The following is a 20,908-nucleotide window of genomic DNA, read 5'->3' on the forward strand; positions in this document are numbered from 1 at the left end:
GTCTCTGCGTATGGTTGTCGGGGGGAAATTTGGGCTTGCAACAAAGATGTATCACAGATTGAGAGAAGGGCAAGTTGGTGGTCGTGTCTCAATGCTTTGCCTCATTGGGGCTGTATGCTATCATCGCCTGCGATTTTGCGCCGCCTGCTCTTGTCAGACGGCGCATTGCTATGAAGGGGGAAAGAAGCCAATGAAACGCGGAACTCTGGCGGGCATTGTTGCCGCTCTTCTGCTTGTCTCATACGCCATCATCTTTGCGCCGCTCCCGCTGGCGTTGAAATCGTTGGCGGTGCTGGTCGTGACGGCGTATGTCCCCGGCGCTTTGCTGGTGGAGTGGCTGATTGGCGGGGGAGACAATCGCCCCGACTGGTGGGAACGCACACTCTACAGCATCGCCGCGGGCTACGGTATCGCAGTTGTGCTCACACTTTTGCTTTCGTATCTTCCCGGCGGCTTGCAAGCCTGGCAGATGATCGCCGCCTACACCACGCTGACCCTGCTTCTTCTGGCTGCCATCTGGCGGCGCGAACGCCTCTTTGCCGCCCCGGATATGTCCCCAAATTGGGCGCCGCTCTGGCAGGCAGCCGACCGCCGCTGGGTGCTGGCTGGCATGGCGACGCTCTTCCTCGTGGGGGCGTTCTTCCGCATTCCCAACCTGGGCTATTCCGAGTTTCAGGGGGATGAAGCACGGGCGGCTTTGCGCGCCGCCGGCGTCTTGCAAGGGTACGAAGAAGTCCTGCTCATCCACAAGAAGGGACCGACCGAAATCGTGCTCCCGACGAACGTGTACGCTTTGAGCGGGCATTTGAACGAAGCCGCCGCCCGTTTGCCCTTCTCACTGGCGAACCTGGCCGGCTTGTTTGCGCTCTTCCTGCTGGGATGGCGGCTGTTCGGTCCCATCACCGGCTGGACGGCGGCGATGTTGCTCGCGCTGGATGGCTACTTCATCGGGTTCTCGCGCATTGTGCAATACCAGAGCGTGGTTTTCCTCACAACCGTGCTCACTGTGCTCATCATGTACCGCACCACGCGCATCGCCGCCGAGCGTGCGCGGTATTGGCTGCTGGCGGCGTTGATTCTCGCCACCGGCTTGCTCTCGCACTATGAAGCCGTGATGGCGGCGTTGCCTTCGCTGCTCTTTGTGGGTGTCTTGCTCTGGCAACGCGAGCCGCTGCTGAACATTGTGCGCCAACTGGTGCCCGCCCTGCTGGCGGGCGCGATAGTGCTGGCGCTTTTCTACGTGCCTTTCGTTCTGCACCCCAACTTTGCCGCCACCTACACCTACCTGACCGAGCGACGTATCGGCGGCGAATTCCCCTACAACAATCTGGCGGATTTCTTCCTGCGCACCACCGTGTACAGCACCACCTACTACGTCGTGCTCATGATTGGGCTGGCAGTGATCGGGCTGGTGCTGGCGTATTGGCGGGGCTTGGGGCGCAAAGCGCTGTTGCCCTCGCTGCTGCTCGTGGCGGGCATGGCAGTGAGCAGCGTCAACCCCACCTGGCTGACGGTGGGCGGGCGCGACTATACCGTGCTCTTCTTCGCCGGGGCGTTTGTGCTGGCGTGGCTCATGCCGCGCATGCGGTGCGAAGAACGCATTTTGTGGATTTGGTTCGGCGCGGCGATGATTCTGGCCATTTTCCTGACCGAAAAGCCGCGCTCGCACGTTTACATTTTCTTCATGCCCTGGGCACTGCTGAACGGCTTTGTGCTGGAACGCGCGTTTCACGCCGTGCGCGCCCGCTGGGGGACGCAACGCGCCGCAGGCTTGGGCGTGGCGCTGGCAACGCTGGCGGTGGCGGTCTTTGGCGCGTATGCCTATTTCTACTTCATCTACAACCAAGTTGAAATTTTGCGCACATGGCACGAAAACCGCCCCCCCGGCTTCTGGGTTGTGTACGATGAGCCGGACGATAAGGCGCTGTTTGGTTTTCCCCTGCGCAATGGCTGGAAAGTTGTCGGGACGCTCTATGCGCAAGGGGTGTTGAACGATATTTACGAAACCAACGAGAAGGAAGCCTGGGTGCCCGACTGGTACACACGCGGGCAAGAGCGTTGTTTGCGCGACCACACGGTTTTCTTCTTCATTGATAACCTCGAACCAGAGGGAGATGAAGAGCGGCGGCTGTTGCACGAAAAATTGCAAACCGAATATCAGTTGTTCGGGACGGTCATCATCAACGATCAGCCGCGCATGGAAATTTATCGCAAGAGCGAGACGCCCATCGAGCCGCAAACGTTCTATGTGGAAGACGTGGAAGCCTTTTTCGATAACACGCTCTCCGCGCCCGATTTTCCGCTGGACGATCCCACCATCTTGCCCGTCATTGACCACCCGCTCAACCTGCGGCTGGGCGACAGCATTTGGCTGAAAGGGTTTAGCATTGACCGCACAACCGCCAAACCGGGCGACATTCTCAACCTGACGCTCTACTGGGTCACGACCGAAAACCTATTTGAGCACTTCACGGTCTTCAATCAGGTGATTGACTTTGAAGGCGGCAAGATGATTGGGCAGCGCGACGGCGAGCCCGGATGCGACAAATTCCCCACCAGCAAATGGAAGCCCAATGAGATGGTGGTTGACCGCTATCGCATTCCGATTTTCCCCGATGCGCAACCGGGCACCTATCCGCTCATCACGGGCATGTACCAGCGCGAGCAAGGCTATCGCCTGGACTTCTTCACCGAAGATGGGCAGCCATTGGGGAATTACTACCAACTGACCACGATTACGGTTGAAGCGCCATGAACCTGCAACGCCGCACCCTTTGGATGACTCTGGCGCTCTGCGTGCTCATCCTGTTGCCGCGCTTGCCGCGGCTTGGGCAGTTTGTGACGCCCGATGAGCGCAAGTGGCTGGCGCGTTCGGCGAATTTTTACTACGCCATCACGCACGCCGACTTTGCCCAAACCTTCCAACGCGAACATCCCGGCGTCACGGTGATGTGGGCGGGGACCTTGGGCTTTCTCACACGCTACCCTGCGTATGCGCACGACGCGCCGGGCTATTTTGGGTGGAAGTATGAGGAAATCGAGCCCTTCCTGCGCGAACAGGGCTATCAGCCGCTGGACATGCTGGTGGCGGGGCGCTTGTTCGTGGTGCTCTTTATCACGGCGGCGCTCGTGGGGGCGTTCTTCTTCCTGCGCCGCGTGCTGGGGGATGCACCGGCGGCGCTCGCTGTGGCGCTGGTGGCGCTTTCACCCTTCCACGTCGGCTTGTCGCGGGTGCTGCACCTGGATGCGCTGCTGGCCTCTTTTGTGCTGGCGGCGCTGGCGGCGTTGCTCGCCTACGTGCTGGATGGACACCGCCGCCGCGACCTCGTCTGGGCGGGCGTCTTTGCCGGTCTGGCGTGGTTGACCAAATCGCCCGGCTTGTTCCTCATCCCAGTTGCCGGGCTGGTGGTTTTGTGGGACGCCTGGCGTGAAACCGATTCGCCACCGGCTGCCTTGCGCCGTGCGCTGGGGCGCGGCGTGGTGTGGGGGCTGGTAGGGCTGGCGGTCGTCGTGGCGTTGTGGCCTGCGCTCTGGGTCGCGCCGTTCGAGAGTGTGGCGCGTGTGCTTGGCACAGCCACCACGTACGCCGAGGAAGGGCACCTCAATCCCACCTACTTCATGGGGCGCGTGTATGAAGGCGACCCCGGTTGGCTCTTCTATCCCGTCAACTACCTCTGGCGCGAGACGCCGGTGGTCTTGCTGGGGCTGCTGCTGGCAAGCCTGTTTGCGGTGCGTCGGCAAGGCGTGTTTGCACGGGCTGAGCGACGGGCGGCTGCGGCGTGGCTCCTTCTGGCGGCGCTGGCTTTCGCGCTGTTGATGACCCTGGGCGCCAAGAAATTCGACCGCTACTTGCTTCCCGTCTTCCCACTCATGGCGGCGCTGGCGGCATTGGGGTGGTGGTCTCTGCTTGAACCGGTTTTCACGCGCCATCCACAGCGCGCCGCAGCACTTGTGGGCGCTTTGGTGCTGGCGCAATCCGTGGGCACCGTCGCCACATATCCGTACTATCTCAGTTATTACAACCCGCTTTTGGGCGGGGCGCGCCGCGCGCCCGATGTGATGCTGATTGGCTGGGGAGAAGGGCTGGACGCCGCCGCACGCTACCTCAACGCCAAACCGAACGCTGAGCAGATGCGCGTCACGGCGTGGTACATGGACGGACCTTTTTCGTATTACTTCGTCGGTGAACCGATGCCGCTCCGTTTCAACGCCAACGTGACCAATATCCTGCAATGGCTCAGTACCGACTACGTGGTCACCTACGCCAACCAGTGGCAGCGCCGTCTGCCCTCGGAAGAGATGTTGACCTATTTTGAGCAACAGACGCCGGAGCATGTCGTCGTCATTGACGGGCTGGAATATGCGCGTATCTACGATGTGCGCGATGCGCCCCCGCCGGATTATCTCGCTGTGGGGCGTCCACGTTTCACGGATTGGGGCGGCAAAATCCGCCTGATTGCCTACAAAACGCCCACGCAGGTACAACCCGGCGAGACCTTCATTGCCACGTTCTACTTGCAGAGCATTGCGCCGATTGAGCGCAACCTGAATGTGCTGGTGCGCATTGTGGGCGCGGACGGTCGCGAACTTGTGCGCGACGAAGGATGGCCCTGGGGGTCGCCTACGTCGCAGTGGGTTGTGCGCGATGTTTGGCCGGATGGGCACGAACTCACCATTCCCGCCGATGCACCGCCGGGGGTGTACCGTATCGAATTGACCTTCTACGACCCGCAAACATTCGAGCATTTGCCGGCGGTGGATGTCAAAACAGGCGCGCCCATTGGCGATACGCTGGTGGTGGATACGCTGCAAGTGGGCACACCGCCACCCCCTACCCACGAGTTGACGCCCGCCCCGCAAGTCGGGACGCTTGCCGCGTTGCAGGGGTGGGACCTTACCGACGCCGAGGGCGCACCGTTGGAAGCATTGCCGGTTGGCGCAACGGTGCAGGTGCGCTTGCATTGGAAGGTGCTTGCGTCCACGGAAACGTCGTTCAAGGGGTTTGTACATCTCCTTGGACCGGATGGTTCGCTCCTCACCCAAGACGACCAGGTCCCGCTGGAAGGGTTCTTGCCGACCACACTCTGGCAACCGGGGCAGGTGATTGTGGACACATACACACTCACCATCCCCGACACCGCCCCGACGGGAACGTACACCTTGCTAGCCGGGATGTACGATGAAGCCACCTTGCAACGTCTGCCGGTACAGCAAAACGGCACAACAGTGGGCGACGCCATTCAACTTGGAACAGTCGAGCGTGTACCATGAGCGTGAAACGTTGGTCAGCGTGGGTGTTTGCCGCGCTTGCATTCGGGAGTTTGCTGTTCTTTGTGATGTGGGCGTGGCGTTTCCATGCCGCCTACGATTGGTCATGGGATGAGACGGTCATTATTCTCACTGGGCGGGAAGTCGCGCGTGGCGTTTCACTCTACGACCCGATGTGGTGGAACTACCCCCCTTTGTTGTTTTGGGAACTCGGTGCGCTGTTCCGCCTGTTTGGAGAAGACGTAACGGTCGCGCGGGCGTTGGCTGTCGCGTGGAGTACGCTCACGCTGCTGGCGACCATCTTGCTGGCGGAACGTCTCCGCGGATGGCGTACAGCGGCATTGGCGGCGTTCTTGCTGTTGGGAACACCGATTTTCATTCGGGATAGCCGCGCCGTCCTGGCTGATATGCCTGTCGCTGCGTGCGGCTTATGGGCGCTGTGGGTCTTGATGCGTTGGCCGCACCGTCGCGAAGCCGCGCTGGTAGCCGGCGCGTTGTTGGGCGCCGCGCTCATGACCAAACCAACCGCGCTCCCCTTCGGCGTGGGGCTGGTTGTGCTGGCGTGGGGAACGCGCAATGGCCGCTGGCAACGCTTGATGACGCTGGCATTGGGCGCATTGGGTGTTGTGGGGCTTGTGCTGGTGAATGTGCCCTTGCGGGCTTTTCTTGAACAAGTGTTGCTTTTCAATGCCGGCGCAGGGGGGGATGCCAATCCCGCGGCGAATCTGCTCAAAATCTGGGCAATCGTGACAGGCGAGCACCTGTGGCGCATGCTTCTGATTCCGGTTGCATCCGTTGGCGTGGGGGTTGCCGCGTTGGGCGCGTCAAAACAGCGTCATGCTGTGCTGGCGCTCACCGCAACGCTGGCGGCGTTTGTGCTGATGTTCGCCCCCTACCCCGACCTGTTTTCACATCTGGTACTGGTGCTGGTGCCGTCGGCAATAGTGCTCTTTGCGCTGGGGCTCACATATCTGTTTGAGCGGCTTCCTCTTCGGCAGGCGTGGCAGGCGCCTGTGTGGGTGGGTCTGCTGATTGGCGTGGCGCTATTGGATGGCACACCTTTCTTTTGGCAGGCGTATCAGGTTGGGGATTTGGATGATAAGCGTCGCGATGCGATGGAGTATGCCGCGCGTTGGCGCGCAGAGTTGCCGCCGGGGACAACCATTGTCAGCGATGACCCCATGTTCGTCTTTTTGAGCGGACACTCTCCACCGCCCTCGCTGGTCAACTTGTCCAAGCGGCGCTGGCTGCGCAACGGCGAAATAGACACCCAACCACTGATAGCGCTCCTCGCGCAGGAACGCCCCGATTACGTTGTCTTCTGGACAGACCGCTTGCGAGATATGCCGGGTGTTTTGGAATGGGTGCAGTCGGCGGGCTATGAACTGCAAGCGACGCATGCGCACGGCAAACGGCGCATTTACACGCGCGCTGAAGGCTATGTACCGCTCTCCCTTTCACTCAGCGACACGATAACCTTGCGCGGCTATGCGATTCAAGGGGATGAAACGCTGTGGGTGCGTTTGCTGGTTGAGACGGCGAAACCGTGGCAGGCTGGAACAGGGATGGTGGTACGCCTGGAAGCGGATGGTGTGAGGCATGCAGAAACCGAGATTCTCATCACCCCGCCGGGCGATGTCTTGCCGGGGGATGCTTTTCCGGTTTTTGTCGCCTTGGAGCATGTGGGCGATGTAGACCTTGCAAAGGCCTGGTTGCGTGTTCAACTCGTCTCGTCAGAGGGGCGCGCCTTGCAATCGTTCACCGTGCCCTTGGCGTTTGCCGATGAGGCTTCATAATATCTTCGATTGCGCAACCGTGAATGATGCTGAGAAAGCAGACGATGAACGAACCAATGTATGACGTTGTCATCATCGGCGGCGGCATGACGGGGCTTGCCGCCGCCTGGCGATTGGAACAAGCGCGCCGGGCGGGTCTGCCTGTGCGCTACCTGCTGGTAGAAGCCGCGCCGCGTCTGGGGGGCAAAATCACGACGCGCACTCAGGATGGCTTTCTTATCGAACATGGACCTGATTCGTTTCTGACCACCAAGCCTCACCTGCTCACTCTTGTGCGCGCCTTGGGCTTGGAAGATGAACTCATCGCGCCCCGCACCACGCGCTACTACCTGGTGCGCCATGGGCGGCTGGTGCCGGCACCCGAAGGCATTTTCCTCGGCGTGCCAACGCGCTTCATGCCCTTTTTGCGCTCGCCGGTCCTGTCATGGCCCGGCAAAATGCGCATGGGGCTCGACCTCTTCATTCCGCCCCGCCGCGATGAGGCGGATGAAAGCGTAGGCGATTTTGTGCGCCGCCGCCTGGGGCGTGAAGCGCTGGAACGGCTCGCCGGCCCGCTCATGGCGGGCATTCATTCCGCCGACCCCGACCGGCTGAGTTTGGAAGCCACCTTCCCGCAATTGCGGGCGATGGAACGCACGCATGGCAGTCTCATCCGGGCAATGTGGCGTGCCCGCCGACAACGTGGAAGCGGGCGGAGCGCTGGGCGTGGTCATCGCTCACCGTTTTTGACGCTGCGCTCAGGTTTGGGGCGGCTGGTGGACGCCCTGCAAGACGTTTTAGACCCGCAGGCGCTCAACATCGGTGTTGCCGTGAGTGCGGTTGCGTCTCATCAGGCTGGCTACACACTCGCACTCAGCACAGGCGCAACCATCACCGCAAAACAGGTTCTGTTCACCACACCACCGCCTGCGACCGCGCGTCTCTTGCAATCCATTGCGCCGGACGCCAGCCAACACCTGCACCGCATCCGCATGGCGTCAAGCGCAAGTGTGGTGTTGGGCTTCCGCCGGGAAGATGTGCCCCACACGCTGCTTGACGCGAGCGGCGCGCTTGTGCCGCGCATCGAACAGCAGACCGTCACGGGCTACACGTTTGCTTCCAGCAAGTTTGAAGGGCGCGCGCCGGATGGCTACGTCCTTCTCCGCGCCTTCGTCGGCGGCGACGGTCGCGAAGCCGCACTCTCGCTCGACGATACCGCACTCGTGCAACAGGTGCTCGACGATACCCGCCGCCTGCTCGGCATTCAAGCCCAACCGGTGCTGACCGACGTCCAGCGGTGGGAGAAAGCCCGCCCGCAATACGACGTTGGACATCTGGATCGTGTCGCCACCATTGAACGCACCTTGCCGGCGGGGATTGCCGTCGTCGGCAGTGGTATGCGCGGCGCGGGCTTGCCAGACTGCACACGCCAGGGCATCGAAGCCGCCGAAAAAGCGCTCGCTGCCCTGGGGTTTGGTAGACCAGCAGAAACGCCGACCGCCTGAGAGGAAGACCATGCTCACAGGAAAACGCATCGTTGTCACACGCTCACGCAAACAAGCAAGCGCCCTGAGCGAACGTTTGCGCGCACTCGGCGCAATCCCGATTGAATTTCCGACCATCGCCATTGTCCCACCGGCCGACAACTACGCCGCCCTGGACGCCGAATTGCAACGCCTGGAAACGTACGATTGGCTCGTCTTCACCAGCGTGAACGCCGTCGAACACGTCTGGCAGCGCCTTGGCGTGCTCGGTATCCCCGCCGAAGCCGTCGCCGCGCGCCACATCGCCGCCATTGGTCCCGCGACCGCCGCCACCCTGGAAGCGCGCGGCGTCCCGGTGAACGTTGTGCCCGAACAGTACGTCGCCGAGGCATTGCTGGAAGCCATCCCCAACCCGGCGGGGTTGCGCTTCCTGCTTCCACGCGCCGACATCGCACGCGCCGCGCTCCGCGAAGGGTTGCAAGCCGCGGGCGCTGAGGTCGTCGAGGTGACCGCCTACCGCACCATCCCCGCCACTCCCGCGCCCGACGTGTTAGCCGAATTGAAGCGCGGCGTGGACGTGATTACCTTCACCAGTAGCAGCACCGCCCGCAACTTTGTCGCCGCATTGGGGCGCGAAGACGCGCGCACCATCGCCGGCACCGCGCTGGTAGCCGCCATTGGGCCTATCACCGCCCAAACCGCCCGCGAAGAGGGGCTCCGCGTTGACGTCGTAGCGGAAGAGCACACCATCGAGGGACTGGTGCAAGCCATCCTTGCTGCGTTCACATCGTCTTGAGCGCATTACGCACGAAGAGCGCCGCGGCCGCCCCTTCACCGACGGCGGCCGCAATTTGTTTGATGCTCCCCGCCCGCACATCACCCGCGGCAAACACGCCCGGCATACTCGTTTCGAGCGGTTCCGGGCGATGCGGCAGATGCGCCACGGCGTGCTCCAGGTCGTGCCCGGTGAGAATAAAGCCGCGGGCGTCCAGCACGAGCGTCTCACGCACAAACTCACTGTTGGGTTGCTGCCCAATAAAAACGAAGACCGCCGCAGGCGTCAGGGTTTTTCTTTCACCCGTTTGCGTATCTTCAACATCAACGGCTTCCAGTTTCCCACTTTTGCCATGAAACGCCCGCACCTCGTGATGAAAATATGTCCGAATCTTGGGGTGCCCCAACACCTTGTCGGCGGCCACTTTGCTCGCTGTGAGCGCCTCGCCACGCACCAGCAGTGTCACCTCCGAAGCGAATTGGGTGAGAAAGACACTTTCCTCTGCGGCACTGTTCCCCCCACCAACGACGACAACCGGTTTTCCTCGGTAGAACGGACCATCACACGTCGCGCAAAAGTGAATACCCGCGCCAATAAAATCACGTTCTCCGGGCACATCCAGACGGCGATACCGCGCGCCCGTTGCAATCAAAATCAGATGCGCGCCATACAAACTGCCGTCGCTCGTCTTCACAGAACGATGCCGCTCGCTCTCCTGCAAAATCGTGCGAACCTCCTGCGCCCGCAGCACTTCAACCCCAAACCGGTCCACCTGGCGCGCTAACCGTTCCGCAAAAGCCTGCCCGCTAATGCCATCTGGAAAGCCCGGCATGTTTTCAATCTCTTGCGTGGTCGCCGCCTGGCCTCCCAAACTGCCTTTTTCAATCACCAGCGTGCGGATTCCCTCGCGGGCGGTGTACAGCGCCGCCGTCAACCCTGCAGGTCCCCCGCCAATGACAATAAGGTCATAAAACTGCCGACTCGCTTGCGTTTTCAACCCCAATTTTTGCGCCAACTCAGCGTTCGACGGCTCAACGAGATAACTCCCGTCCGGGAAAACAATGGTCGGGATAATGCGCTTGCCATCGTTCAAGGTCTCCACGTACCGCCGTGCGTCTGCATCTTCTTCAATATCAATCCACTCATACGCAATTTGGTGCTCGTTCAAAAACGCCTTGCTCCGACGGCAATCCGGACACCACAACGCCCCATACACACGAATGCTTGACATCATGCCCCCTTTTACTTTGTTGAACACGCCACACTATGAGACCCATTTTTTCAACCAATCTTACCTGTTTGCAATAAACCGCTTGCAAATACCCCCCAAATCTTGTACACTACGGGCACTCTCTTCTGAATACACCAACCGACAAACCAGCACCAACCTTTCTCCAACAGCCACCCAAAAAGACGGTACAAGGAGAAAAAACCATGTCTGCAACGCCCTCGCAGCATCTCCTCGCCCTCGCCGGTCTTCTGCACGACATTGGCAAGTTTGCTCTGCGTGCAGGTGTCAGCGGCAATCGCATGTGGGATGCAGAAGCCCGCCGTGAGTTTGGCTACAAACACGCCATGCTCAGCGCCTGGTTCGCTGAAACGTTTGTGCCCGAACCCTGGCGCAAAGCCGTCATCGGTCCCGTAGGCAATCACCACCGCCCCCAGACACGCGAAGACCGTATCGTCCAACTCGCCGACCATCTCTCGGCGGGGGAACGCGCGACGAACAGCGACGATGAATCGCGCAAGACGCATCCCATGCAACTGCGCTCTATCTTCACGCGCGTGCGTCTCGATGGAGAGGAGCACCCCAACCCCGAAGGCGCGTACTGGCCGCTTCAGCCGCTTGACCTCACCAGCGAATTCTTTCCCGCTGAACCGCTCCCCACATCCGAAGCAGAGCGGCGCTACGAAACCATGTGGGAAGAATTTGAGCGCGAAGCCGCCACCCTGCGCGAGACTTTCGCCGAGGGGGGCTCGCTCGACGCCTACATCGAAAGCCTGCAAGCGCTCTTGATGCGCTACTTGTGGGCGGTTCCGTCAGCCTACTACAAGAGCATTCCCGACATCAGCCTGTACGACCACAGCCGCATGACCGGCGCGCTTGCCGCCGTTCTGGCACATGCGGACGACGCCCGCATCAGAGAATGGCTGAACGCGCCGGAGACGGTGGATGATGAAGCCGCCTTGCTTATTGGGGGGGACATCAGCGGCGTGCAGGATTTCATCTACACCATCACCGCCCGCGGCGCCACGCCCGGCTTGCGTGGGCGTTCGTTCTACTTGCAACTCCTGGGGGAAGCGCTGGCGCGCTTCATCCTGCGCGAACTGGATTTGCCCATCACCAACATCATCTATGTTGGCGGCGGCAACTTCTACTTGCTGGCACGCCCCACCGACGCCGAACAGATTCCCCGCCTCCGTCAGGCAATCACCCGCACGCTTCTTCAACACCACCGCGGCGCGCTTGACGTGGCTGTGGAAGGCTATCCGCTTCGCGTGCGTGATTTCATCGCCGGTCCTCACCTCTCAGCCGCATGGGGGCATCTGCACGAACGCTTGCAACGCGCCAAACGACGCCGCTTTGCCCACCTCAGCACAGCGGAAGTGGCGGACCTTTTCCAGCCACTGGGGCATGGCGGCAATGAAGAAACGGTCTGCGCCGTGTGCGGCGAGGAACATCCCAACGTCAAGAAAGACGGTTCCGGTGATTCAGCCGTCACAAAGTGCCCGGCGTGCCTGGCGTTTGAAGACCTGGGGGACAACCTGCGGCGCGCCGAAGTGCTCTTGCTGACGGTTCAGCCGGCAACCGACACGAGCCTCAATCTGGCTGAGCCGGCGGGCACGTGGAAGGACGTACTCGGTGCGTTTGGTCTGCAAGCCAGCGTGCTCGCGCGCCAGAACGGTGCGCTCTCCCTTCCCGCCCCCACAAACGAGACCTACCAGGTCGCGCTTGCGCTCAAAGACGCCACCCTGACCGACCTCACGCCCCACCCGCGCCGAGCCGTCGGGCGGCGTTTGCTGGTCAACACCACACCCATTCTCACAGCCGCAGAGCGCCAGGCGTTGGAAGCCGATGCCTCGTTCCCGGACGACGAAAAGCGCGGTCTGCCGCCCGCCGACCGCGTCAAGCCGTTCAGCGTGTTGGCGCATCAGGCGCGCGGCATCAAGCGGTTGGGGGTCTTGCGGATGGACGTGGACAACCTGGGGACGCTCTTCCGCGAGGGGCTTGGCAATGCGGCAACGCTTTCACGCGTGGCGGGGTTGAGTTTCGCCGTCAGCCTCTACTTTGAAGGCTGGGTCGGGACGATTGCCGAGCGTATGCAGGCGCAGTTTGGCGACCGCCTCTACGCCATCTACTCCGGCGGCGATGACCTTTTCTTTGTGGGGGCGTGGGATGCGGTTGTGGAACTCGCCATCCGCGTGCGCGCCGACCTGACTGCCTACACGGGCGGCCACCCCGGCATTCACGCGAGCGGCGGCATGGTGCTGGTTCCCCGCAAATACCCACTCTACCAGGCGGCGGAAGAAGCCGGCGCCGCCGAAGAAGCCGCCAAGCGGCTGCGCTGGACGGACGGCACCCATCCGCGCCAGAAAAACGCCTTCTGTTTCCTGGGTGAAGCCTTGCCCTGGTCAACCTTTGGCACCGACCCGCAATGCCAACCGGGCTTCCAGACGGTGCATCAACTCATGCACTTTCTCGAAGACGCTTTGCAAAAGGGTGCGCCCAAGTCGCTCGTGCGGCGGCTCATCGAATCGTACATGCTCTACATGGAAGCACGCCAGGCGTGGCAGCGTTCGCAAAGCACCACTGCACGCAACGGCTTGCCGCAAACGCTCTGGGGCCCCTGGACCTGGCGCATGGTGTACACCCTCAAGCGCATGGAAAAACACGTTTCAGGGGCAAATGTAGAACAACTACGTCGTACATTCCAGGCCGATTACAGCCTGACAAGCCGCATTGGTTTGGCGGCGCGTTGGGTTGATATATTGCGAGTTGAAAAACAAAACAACCAAGCCGAGGCAAAGGAGGTCTCATGAACCGCCAACGGCAGTCCCCAAGCCCAAGTATCCCTATCGAAACCATCAAGACCATCATCACCGACCACTCTCAAACCGGCGCCAAAGCCCTGATTGAAGCGGCGGAGACGCTGGGCAAGGAACTGAGCCGTGCGCTTTCCACCAGCCAAATCCGCGCCATCTTTGGCGAGGTGCGCAGTATTCAGGCGACGTGGGAGAGCGGCAACGCCCAACGCGAGCGCGCCCTCCGCCGCCTGATTCTGCTCAAGCCCAAAATGGCTTACCGCGCGCGCCGCGAACGCGGACAAGGTGTTGAACGGCTCCGCGAAGTGCTCGACGCCGCTATTGACCAGGTGCTGGCGGCATCTGATGAAGATGAAAAAAACAACCGCTTTCAGCGTTTTGTCGAATTCTTTGAAGCCATTCTCGCCTATCACAAAGCCTACGGTGGAAACTAATCGCGAAAGGAGCATGCCATGAGTGACAAAATCATCCACTTGCGCGGTCGCCTCTTCATCACATTCGACCTGGAAGCCGTAACGGGGTTGCACATTGGCGGCTCCGATAGCGGGATCGAAATTGGCGGCGTGGATAAAACCGTCATCCGCGACCCGCTGACCAATCGCCCTTACGTCCCCGGCAGTAGTCTGAAAGGCAAAATGCGCAGTCTGCTGGAAAAATACCACGCCAAACCCCAAAACCAACGTATTGGGCAGGGTTTCATTCACTCGTGCCAGACCGACAAAGAATACGCGACATGCGACATCTGCCAGGTGTTCGGCGTGCCCGGCGAACGCAATTTTGGCACCCCCACCCGCCTGGTCGTCCGCGACGTGCACATGAGCGATCAGTCTGCTGAGGCGCTTGAAAAAGCCAACACCGACCTTCCCTACACCGAAGTCAAAACCGAAGTCTCGATTGACCGTGTTACATCAGCCGCCAACCCGCGCCAGATGGAGCGCGTCCCCGCCGGCACGGTCTTCAGCCCCGCTGAACTGGTTTACAGCATCTACGACGGGGCAGGATGCGACGCCCAAAAGGACGTGCAACGCCTGCGGGTGCTCGCCGAGGGATTGCAACTCCTGGAGGACGACTACCTGGGCGGGCAGGGAAGCCGCGGCGCAGGGAAAATCGCCATCCAAAACATCAAAGTCGCGTGGCGCGGCGGCGCCTCTTACATCGGCGAAGCAGAGATGCTCGGAGAATACGGCGACCTGGGAGCGTTTGTGCAAGACCTGGACAAGGTGATACAGACGATTTCCGCGAAGTTGAACGCCTGAGCGCCAACGAAAAAGGAGCCAACTCCTATGCCGACCATTCACCCTTTCCACCTCGCTTTTTCCGGCGGGTTGCACCTGGGCGCGCGGGGGATCAACCTGGAAGAAAGCAGCGCCGCAGTGCCCGCCGATACGCTGTTCAGTGCGCTGGTGGCGACATGGCGGCTCATGGGCTACGACCCACCCGCGCTTGTGGCGCGCGCCCAACAATCGCCGCCTTTTCTGCTCACCTCTGCTTTTCCGCGCGTGGGCAACGTGCGCTTTTACCCGATGCCCGTTGACCCCGCGGTGCTGTTCACGCAGAGCGGGTGGCAGACGATCCGCCAGCGCGGCAAAGCCATCAAACGCTTGCGCTACCTTTCCGAAGGCTTGGTGCGCCGCTGGCTGATTGAGCAACAGCCGCTGGATGACGCGCTGTTCGATGAGCAGGGGAACGCCGCCCAAGGCGTTTCCTTGCAACACGATACGCTTTGGCTCAGCAAGGAAGAAGTCGAACAACTGCCGCCTGCGTTTCGCTTTCTGGATAAAGCACAGCGGCGCAAGCGCCCACTGGAAGCCTTGCGCTATCTCCCCGTCTGGACGCACCACCGTATCCCGCGCGTGACGATTGACCGCATTCGCTCAGCCTCGAACATCTACCACGTCGGGGCGGTGCGGTTTGCCGAAGGGTGCGGGCTCTGGTTCGGTATCGTCTGGCAAAACGCCGACATGCCCGTTTCCGAAGCCGAGGATGGGCAAACCTTCCGTGAACTGGTGCGCTCGGCGCTTGACCTTCTGCAAACCAACGGGCTGGGTGGCGAACGCAGTAGCGGATATGGGCAATTCACGCTCAGCGAAGCCCCACCCGTCAACCTGCCGGACGCCAAGGAAGGCATGTGCGCCTGGCTGCTCAGCCGCTACCTGCCGCAAACATCCGAACTCGAAGCCAACGTCCTTGCCGACCGACAGACCGCCTACGCCATCACCACCGTCCGCGGCTGGGTGCACACGTTCGACGCGCCCGACCAGCGCCGTAAAAGCCTGGTGATGATTCGCGAAGGCAGCCTCGTTCGCGCGACGGGGGCGGTGATGGGCGCGGTCGCCAACGTTCAGCCGACTTACGGCGCAAACGAGGGGACGCCCGGAATTCCGCACCCGGTTTATCGCTACGGCGTGGCTGTGGCGTTGGGCGTGCCACCACACAAGGAGGGTTCACATGGCTGAGTATCTCATCTACGATGCACACGTGCGCCTGATTTCACCGCTTCACATTGGCAGCGGCGTGACCCTCATGCGTGATTACGACTACGCCGTCCACAAAGGGCATTCGTGGCGGCTCAACCACGACGCCATTCTCGACGTGCAGGACGTCGAAGACCCCGACATCGTCGAAAAGTTGATGCGTGTGCCGCCCGCGCAATTGTTGCGCCCCGAGGATTACACGCCCGATAGCCCCTTCTTTCGCTACGTGATGCGGGGCGTCCCTCGTTCGGAGCAGCGTGGTGCGGAACTGCGCGAGCAGTTGAAAGACCCCTTCGATCGCCCCTATTTGCCCGGCACCACCGTGAAAGGCGCCTTGCGCACCGCCCTGGGCTGGTACGCCTGGGGGCAAATGGGCATGCGCGCCAACGCCCGCGAGTTGGGCTTCAAGAAGCAGTGGGCGGGACAACCCTTTGAAAAACAGATTTTCGGCGCGTCCCCCAACCATGACTGGATGCGCGCCCTGCATATCAGCGACAGCGACCCGCTCGATGCGTCCACGCTCATGGTGGCGAATGTGCGTGTGCTGAACCGCGGCGGCGGACTGGCTGCCCCCATTGCTGTGGAAGCCTTGCGCCCACGCACGGAATGCTGGCTCACCATCAAGATTGACCTGGCGCTTTTCGACGACTGGGCGCACCGTGCAAAACTCCGCGCCAGCGCGCGCCAATGGCTCACCAACCTGCCGGACATCGTCAATCAGCACGCCCTCGACCATATCAAGCGCGAAGTGCAATGGTTCAAGAACATTCGCGGCGGCGACCATGTCGCGCAGTTTTATGAACGCCTGGCGCAGCAGGTCGCCAAAGTGCAGGGTTCCAACCGTTTTGTCGTGGCGCTGGGGTGGGGCACTGGTTGGGAAACCAAAACGTTCGGCTCGCGCCTGGCGCGCGATGAACGCTTTATGGAGCAGATCATCAGCAAATACAGGCTTGCCCGTGGCAAGCGCCAGCATGGCGACCCCTTCCCCAAAAGCCGCCGGGTGGCGGTGCACATTGACCGCGACCCCTCGGGGCGTGTACACGAAGAAGCCCGCGCACCGCTAGGGTGGTGTGTGGTGACACTCTTGCCCAAAGAAGACTGAACCAATGCAATGCAAGGAGAGAAGCCTATGCCGCGTGTGTTGGTCTGTACGGTTGGCGGCTCATGCCAGCCCATTGTCGCCGCCATTCGCGACTATATGCCCGACTTTGTCTATTTCATCGCCTCGGCGCAGAGCCGTGCCACCGTGGACGGCGAGGGGCGCCCTTGCAGGCAATACAACGGCGAGGATTTGCCCGCTATCGTCAAGCAGGCAGGGCTCTCGCCGGAGCAGTACGCAATCCTTGAACTCACCGACCCCGATTCGCTCAGTACATGCTATGCTGAAATGAGCCAGGCGCTCGCCGATGTGGCGACCCGTTTCCCGGACGCGGAGCATATTGTGGATTACACCGGCGGCACCAAAACCATGTCCGTTTCGCTGGTGTTGGCGGCGCTCGACGGCAATTGGAAGGTTTCGCTTGTCAAGGGCGCACGTACCGACCTGGTGCGCGTGGCTGACGGTACCGAAATCGCCGGGCTGGTGAACATCGGCGAAGTGCGCGCCCGCCGCCGCTTGCAAGAGGTGCGTGCGCTCTTCAACACCTACGAGTACCGCGCCGCCGAAAATCTCATTCGGGCGTTGTTGCAAAGCGCCCCGCTCTCTGTGCCTCTGCAACAACTCCTGCGCGACTGGATTGCCTTGTGCCGCGGTTTCGACGCGTGGGACCGCTTCGACCATGCCCGCGCGGAAGAACTGTTGCGCCCCCACGCCAAAACGCTGGGTCCTGTCTGGCGCTTTTTGCTGGCGTTGCAGGGCAAGGGCAAGCATTCGGAGTATGAACCGGTCTTCGACCTGCTGCGCAACGCGGAACGCCGCGCCGAGAGTGGGCGCTACGATGACGCCGTGGCGCGGCTCTACCGTGCGGTGGAAATGCTGGCGCAAATTCGCCTGCGCCGCGAATATGGGCAGGAAACGGGCGATATTGACGTGGCGCGCTTGCCTGAGACTCTGCGCGCCAAATACGAGGCGCTGCGTGATGAGGACGGCAAGGTGCGCCTGGCGCTCATGCGGGCGTATGACCTTCTGCACGATTTGGACGACCCGCTTGGGCGGGCGTTCGCCCAGCAGAAGAAGGAAATTTTGAACGCGCTCAAACGTCGCAATGCCTCTATTCTGGCGCACGGCACCGAACCGCTTTCCGAAAGAAAATGGCGTAAGGTGCGCGAAGTGTTGCAGGGTTTCATTGAAGAGACCTGCGAGGCGATGAAAGTGCATGTTGACGCGCCCCAATTCCCGCACTTGAATGAGCAAAACGAACTCGACATCTAAAGAGGGGAAGCGCATGCCGATTGCCATTACGCTCATGCTGGAAAGTGAAACCGAAGCAGTGCTCCCCCGCGACCTGGGGCGTGCCAATTACGCCCGGCGCTGCGCGCCATTGCGCGTATTGATGAGAATCTGGCGGCGCAGATTCACGACGGCGACGGTCCCAAGCCGATTACCTGCTCGCTCTTGTGGGGCGCACGCCGCACGCGCGAAGGAATGCCGGTGCGCCCCGGCGAAACCTATTTCGTGCGCATCACCGGGCTGACACCCGAGGTTGAAGAAGCGCTCGACCTTGCCCTGCTGCACAACCCGCCCAAAACGTGGGAACTCGACCGCCACACGTTCCGCGTTGTGCGCACCACAGACACCCCCGAAGAAGACCCGACGGGCTGGGCGGGGCGTCAGTCATACGCGGAAATGGTGCAAACGTATCTGCAAGGGCGCTCGGCGTTGCGCAAACGCATCACGCTAGAATTTGCCAGCCCGACCGCGTTTCGCTCGCAGGAAAAGCAGATTACCTTGCCCCTGCCCGGTCTGGTGTTCGGCAGTCTGGTGGAGCGGTGGAATGCGTTTGCGCCGATCGCGCTGAGCGCCGACATGCGCCGCTTCGCCGAAGAATGTATCGCCGTGAGTCGCTACCGCTTGCAAAGCCGCCCGGTGGACCAGAAGAACAAGGCGCTGCGTATCGGCGCTATTGGAGAAGCGACCTACATTGCCCTGCGTTACGACGTGTATTGGGTGAGCGTCTTCAATCTGCTGGCGGATTTCGCCCGTTTCGGGGGCGTTGGTGTACAGACGACAACCGGCATGGGGCAGGTTCGTACGCGCTGAGCATCTACCGCCATGAAACACCCGCTCTACTTGCTCGAACAAGGCACACGCTTGAAGCGTGAGGGGCGCCGCCTGCTGGTTGTGCGCGATGATGAGGTGCTCGCCCGCGTCTCGGTTTTGCAGGTGAGCCAGGTTATTGTGTTCGGCAATGTGGATATCACCACACCGGCGCTCAAATTGCTGCTGGATGAAGGGATCGAGGTTGTATTGCTGAGCCGGCGCGGGCGCTTCTATGGTCGCCTGGTGGGGGCGGAAAGCGGCAACGGTTTGTTGCGCGTAGCGCAGGTCACGCGGAGCCGCGATGAACGCTTTGCGCTGGAAGTGGCGCGGCGGCTGGTGCAAGCCAAAATTCACCACATGCGGCGGCTCTTGCAACGCCACGGCTATCGTCGCCCGGCGATTCAAGCGGAGATTCAGAACGCCGTACAGGCGTTGGGGCAAGCGCACGAGCAGGCGGCGCGCTGTCGCACGCTCAACAGCCTGCTGGGCGTGGAAGGAAGCGCCACCGGGCATTATTTTCGCGCCTTTCGCTTGCTCTTGAACGAGGGGTGGGTTTTTGAAGGGCGACGCCGACGCCCGCCCACCGACCCCGTGAATGTGTTGCTCAGTTTTGGCTACACCATTCTCCAGCAGAACGTTCTGGGGGCGGTGCTCACCGCCGGGCTGGACCCCTACGTCGGGTTTTTGCATCAAATGGCGTATAACCGCCCCAGCCTGGCGCTCGATCTCATGGAGCCGTTTCGCCCGCTGGTTGTGGATTCGGTAGTTCTGCGTTGCATCAACAACGAGGTGGTACGGCTGGACGACTTCACCACGAGTGACGACCCCGTCCGTCCGGTTGTACTGGGAGATGAGGGCAAGCGGCGCTACATTCGGGAACTGGAACACCGCTTGACGCAAGCGTTCAAGCATCCCGGAACCGGCGAGCAGGTGACGTATCGGCGGCTTTTTCTGCTCGAAGCCTACGCACTGGCGCGTGTCTTGACGGATGAAGATGAAAACGCCATGTTTCAGCCGTTTCGCGTCTAGCAGTGGAGCAAGACCATGTTTGTTGTTGTCAGTTACGACATCCCGGACGACCGGCGGCGGCTCAAAATTGCGCAAACCTTGTTGGATTATGGGGGCGAGCGCGTGCAATACTCGGTCTTTGAAATGCACATCACCGCCCGCCATTTGGAGCGCCTGCAACGCGAACTCTCCGCCATCATTGACCCCGGCGAGGATAGCGTGCGGTTCTATCGGCTGTGCGGCGCTTGCCAGGGCACAATTCTCTACCTGGGCGTCGCCCGCCCCACAGACGGACCGGGGCTTTTGATTATTTAGCAACGCAATTAGCCAGGCAAATAGTTGAACGCGACCAAATTCTGTCAGACCCCCCTGAAACGGGGCGATTTTTGGGGCGATTTTGAGGGGGTCTGAAAACGTTCAACTTCCTGGAAAAAGGAGCGGTATTTGGCATGGTTTTGGGGGTTGACAAACGCGCCATTTTCTTGTATGCTGTGCCACAGATGAAGCGGATGAGCGGGCGACGCCCATAGCACATCCGTACAGTCTGAAAAGCCCTAATCCCCGCAAGGGGATTGAAACGGACGTAAACTTTGATTCCACCCTCCTCGACGGCTTTCATGGTCTGAAAAGCCCTAATCCCCGCAAGGGGATTGAAACAGAGCACAATTACGCAATGTGTGCTTGCGGGCGATACGTCTGAAAAGCCCTAATCCCCGCAAGGGGATTGAAACTCTTGCATCTCTTTTACCATACTCACAACGTCCGAACGTCTGAAAAGCCCTAATCCCCGCAAGGGGATTGAAACAAAGCACGGGATAACTCCGCCAATCACAGCACACATAGAGTCTGAAAAGCCCTAATCCCCGCAAGGGGATTGAAAC

Annotated in this window: 15 protein-coding genes and 1 CRISPR repeat array (1 of these 16 only partly in view); of the genes, 14 read left to right on the plus strand and 1 reads right to left on the minus strand. The window is 61.1% G+C overall.

Annotation, left to right across the window (positions count from 1 at the left end):
• Positions 1-190 precede the first annotated feature (190 nt).
• The 5 genes from SE16_RS02770 to SE16_RS02790 are packed head-to-tail and all read left to right on the plus strand — an operon-like array spanning position 191 to position 9,323.
• Positions 191-2,755, plus strand: coding sequence for an ArnT family glycosyltransferase (locus SE16_RS02770; protein WP_054492752.1), 2,565 nt, complete (start codon positions 191-193; stop codon positions 2,753-2,755).
• Positions 2,752-5,271, plus strand: a complete 2,520-nt coding sequence (locus tag SE16_RS02775) for a glycosyltransferase family 39 protein (protein WP_054492751.1) — start codon at positions 2,752-2,754, stop codon at positions 5,269-5,271. The genes SE16_RS02770 and SE16_RS02775 overlap by 4 nt, the downstream gene beginning before the upstream one ends.
• Positions 5,268-7,064 (plus strand): ArnT family glycosyltransferase, encoded by a 1,797-nt coding sequence (locus SE16_RS02780; protein ID WP_054492750.1) that lies wholly within the window; start codon positions 5,268-5,270, stop codon positions 7,062-7,064. The genes SE16_RS02775 and SE16_RS02780 overlap by 4 nt, the downstream gene beginning before the upstream one ends.
• Positions 7,065-7,108: 44 nt before the next feature.
• Positions 7,109-8,548 (plus strand): protoporphyrinogen oxidase, encoded by a 1,440-nt coding sequence (gene hemG / locus SE16_RS02785; protein WP_054492749.1) that lies wholly within the window; start codon positions 7,109-7,111, stop codon positions 8,546-8,548.
• A 10-nt stretch (positions 8,549-8,558) separates the two neighbouring features.
• Positions 8,559-9,323: a uroporphyrinogen-III synthase gene (locus SE16_RS02790; RefSeq protein ID WP_054492748.1), complete on the plus strand. Its 765-nt coding sequence runs from the start codon at positions 8,559-8,561 to the stop codon at positions 9,321-9,323.
• Here SE16_RS02790 and SE16_RS02795 read toward each other — a convergent pair.
• Positions 9,310-10,533 carry an FAD-dependent oxidoreductase gene (locus SE16_RS02795; RefSeq protein WP_054492747.1) on the minus strand — a complete coding sequence of 408 codons (1,224 nt, stop codon included), beginning with the start codon at positions 10,531-10,533 and terminating at the stop codon, positions 9,310-9,312. The genes SE16_RS02790 and SE16_RS02795 overlap by 14 nt on opposite strands.
• A gap of 203 nt (positions 10,534-10,736) precedes the next feature.
• On the opposite strand from SE16_RS02795, the gene cas10 reads away from it, so the two are divergent.
• The 9 genes from cas10 to cas2 all read left to right on the plus strand — a co-directional run bounded on the left by cas10 (position 10,737) and on the right by cas2 (position 20,342).
• The gene (cas10, locus tag SE16_RS02800) at positions 10,737-13,343 is read left to right on the plus strand and encodes a type III-A CRISPR-associated protein Cas10/Csm1 (protein ID WP_054492746.1); all 2,607 of its coding nucleotides are present in this window, start codon (positions 10,737-10,739) and stop codon (positions 13,341-13,343) included.
• Complete coding sequence (csm2, locus tag SE16_RS02805; RefSeq protein WP_054492745.1) at positions 13,340-13,780, plus strand: type III-A CRISPR-associated protein Csm2; 441 nt, start codon at positions 13,340-13,342, stop codon at positions 13,778-13,780. Before cas10 ends, csm2 begins: the two co-directional genes overlap by 4 nt.
• 18 nt (positions 13,781-13,798) lie before the next feature.
• On the plus strand, positions 13,799-14,602 hold the full coding sequence (csm3, locus tag SE16_RS02810; RefSeq protein ID WP_054492744.1) for a type III-A CRISPR-associated RAMP protein Csm3: 804 nt from the start codon (positions 13,799-13,801) through the stop codon (positions 14,600-14,602).
• Between the two features lie 27 nt (positions 14,603-14,629).
• Positions 14,630-15,802 carry a type III-A CRISPR-associated RAMP protein Csm4 gene (gene csm4, locus SE16_RS02815; protein ID WP_054492743.1) on the plus strand — a complete coding sequence of 391 codons (1,173 nt, stop codon included), beginning with the start codon at positions 14,630-14,632 and terminating at the stop codon, positions 15,800-15,802.
• Positions 15,795-16,922 (plus strand): type III-A CRISPR-associated RAMP protein Csm5, encoded by a 1,128-nt coding sequence (gene csm5 / locus SE16_RS02820; RefSeq protein ID WP_054492742.1) that lies wholly within the window; start codon positions 15,795-15,797, stop codon positions 16,920-16,922. The genes csm4 and csm5 overlap by 8 nt, the downstream gene beginning before the upstream one ends.
• A gap of 27 nt (positions 16,923-16,949) precedes the next feature.
• Positions 16,950-18,191 carry a TIGR02710 family CRISPR-associated CARF protein gene (locus tag SE16_RS02825; RefSeq protein ID WP_054492741.1) on the plus strand — a complete coding sequence of 414 codons (1,242 nt, stop codon included), beginning with the start codon at positions 16,950-16,952 and terminating at the stop codon, positions 18,189-18,191.
• A gap of 141 nt (positions 18,192-18,332) precedes the next feature.
• Positions 18,333-19,019: a CRISPR-associated endoribonuclease Cas6 gene (gene cas6, locus SE16_RS02830; protein WP_269082725.1), complete on the plus strand. Its 687-nt coding sequence runs from the start codon at positions 18,333-18,335 to the stop codon at positions 19,017-19,019.
• 12 nt (positions 19,020-19,031) lie between these two features.
• Positions 19,032-20,048: a CRISPR-associated endonuclease Cas1 gene (gene cas1, locus SE16_RS02835; protein WP_054492739.1), complete on the plus strand. Its 1,017-nt coding sequence runs from the start codon at positions 19,032-19,034 to the stop codon at positions 20,046-20,048.
• Positions 20,049-20,063: 15 nt separating this feature from the next.
• A complete protein-coding gene (cas2, locus tag SE16_RS02840; protein ID WP_054492738.1) occupies positions 20,064-20,342 on the plus strand; it encodes a CRISPR-associated endonuclease Cas2 in 279 nt (92 codons plus the stop codon).
• Positions 20,343-20,569: 227 nt separating this feature from the next.
• A CRISPR array of direct repeats spans positions 20,570-20,908; the repeat unit is 37 nt; unit sequence GTCTGAAAAGCCCTAATCCCCGCAAGGGGATTGAAAC (it continues 528 nt past the right edge of the window).

The organism is Ardenticatena maritima (assembly GCF_001306175.1).
GTDB lineage: Bacteria > Chloroflexota > Anaerolineae > Ardenticatenales > Ardenticatenaceae > Ardenticatena > Ardenticatena maritima.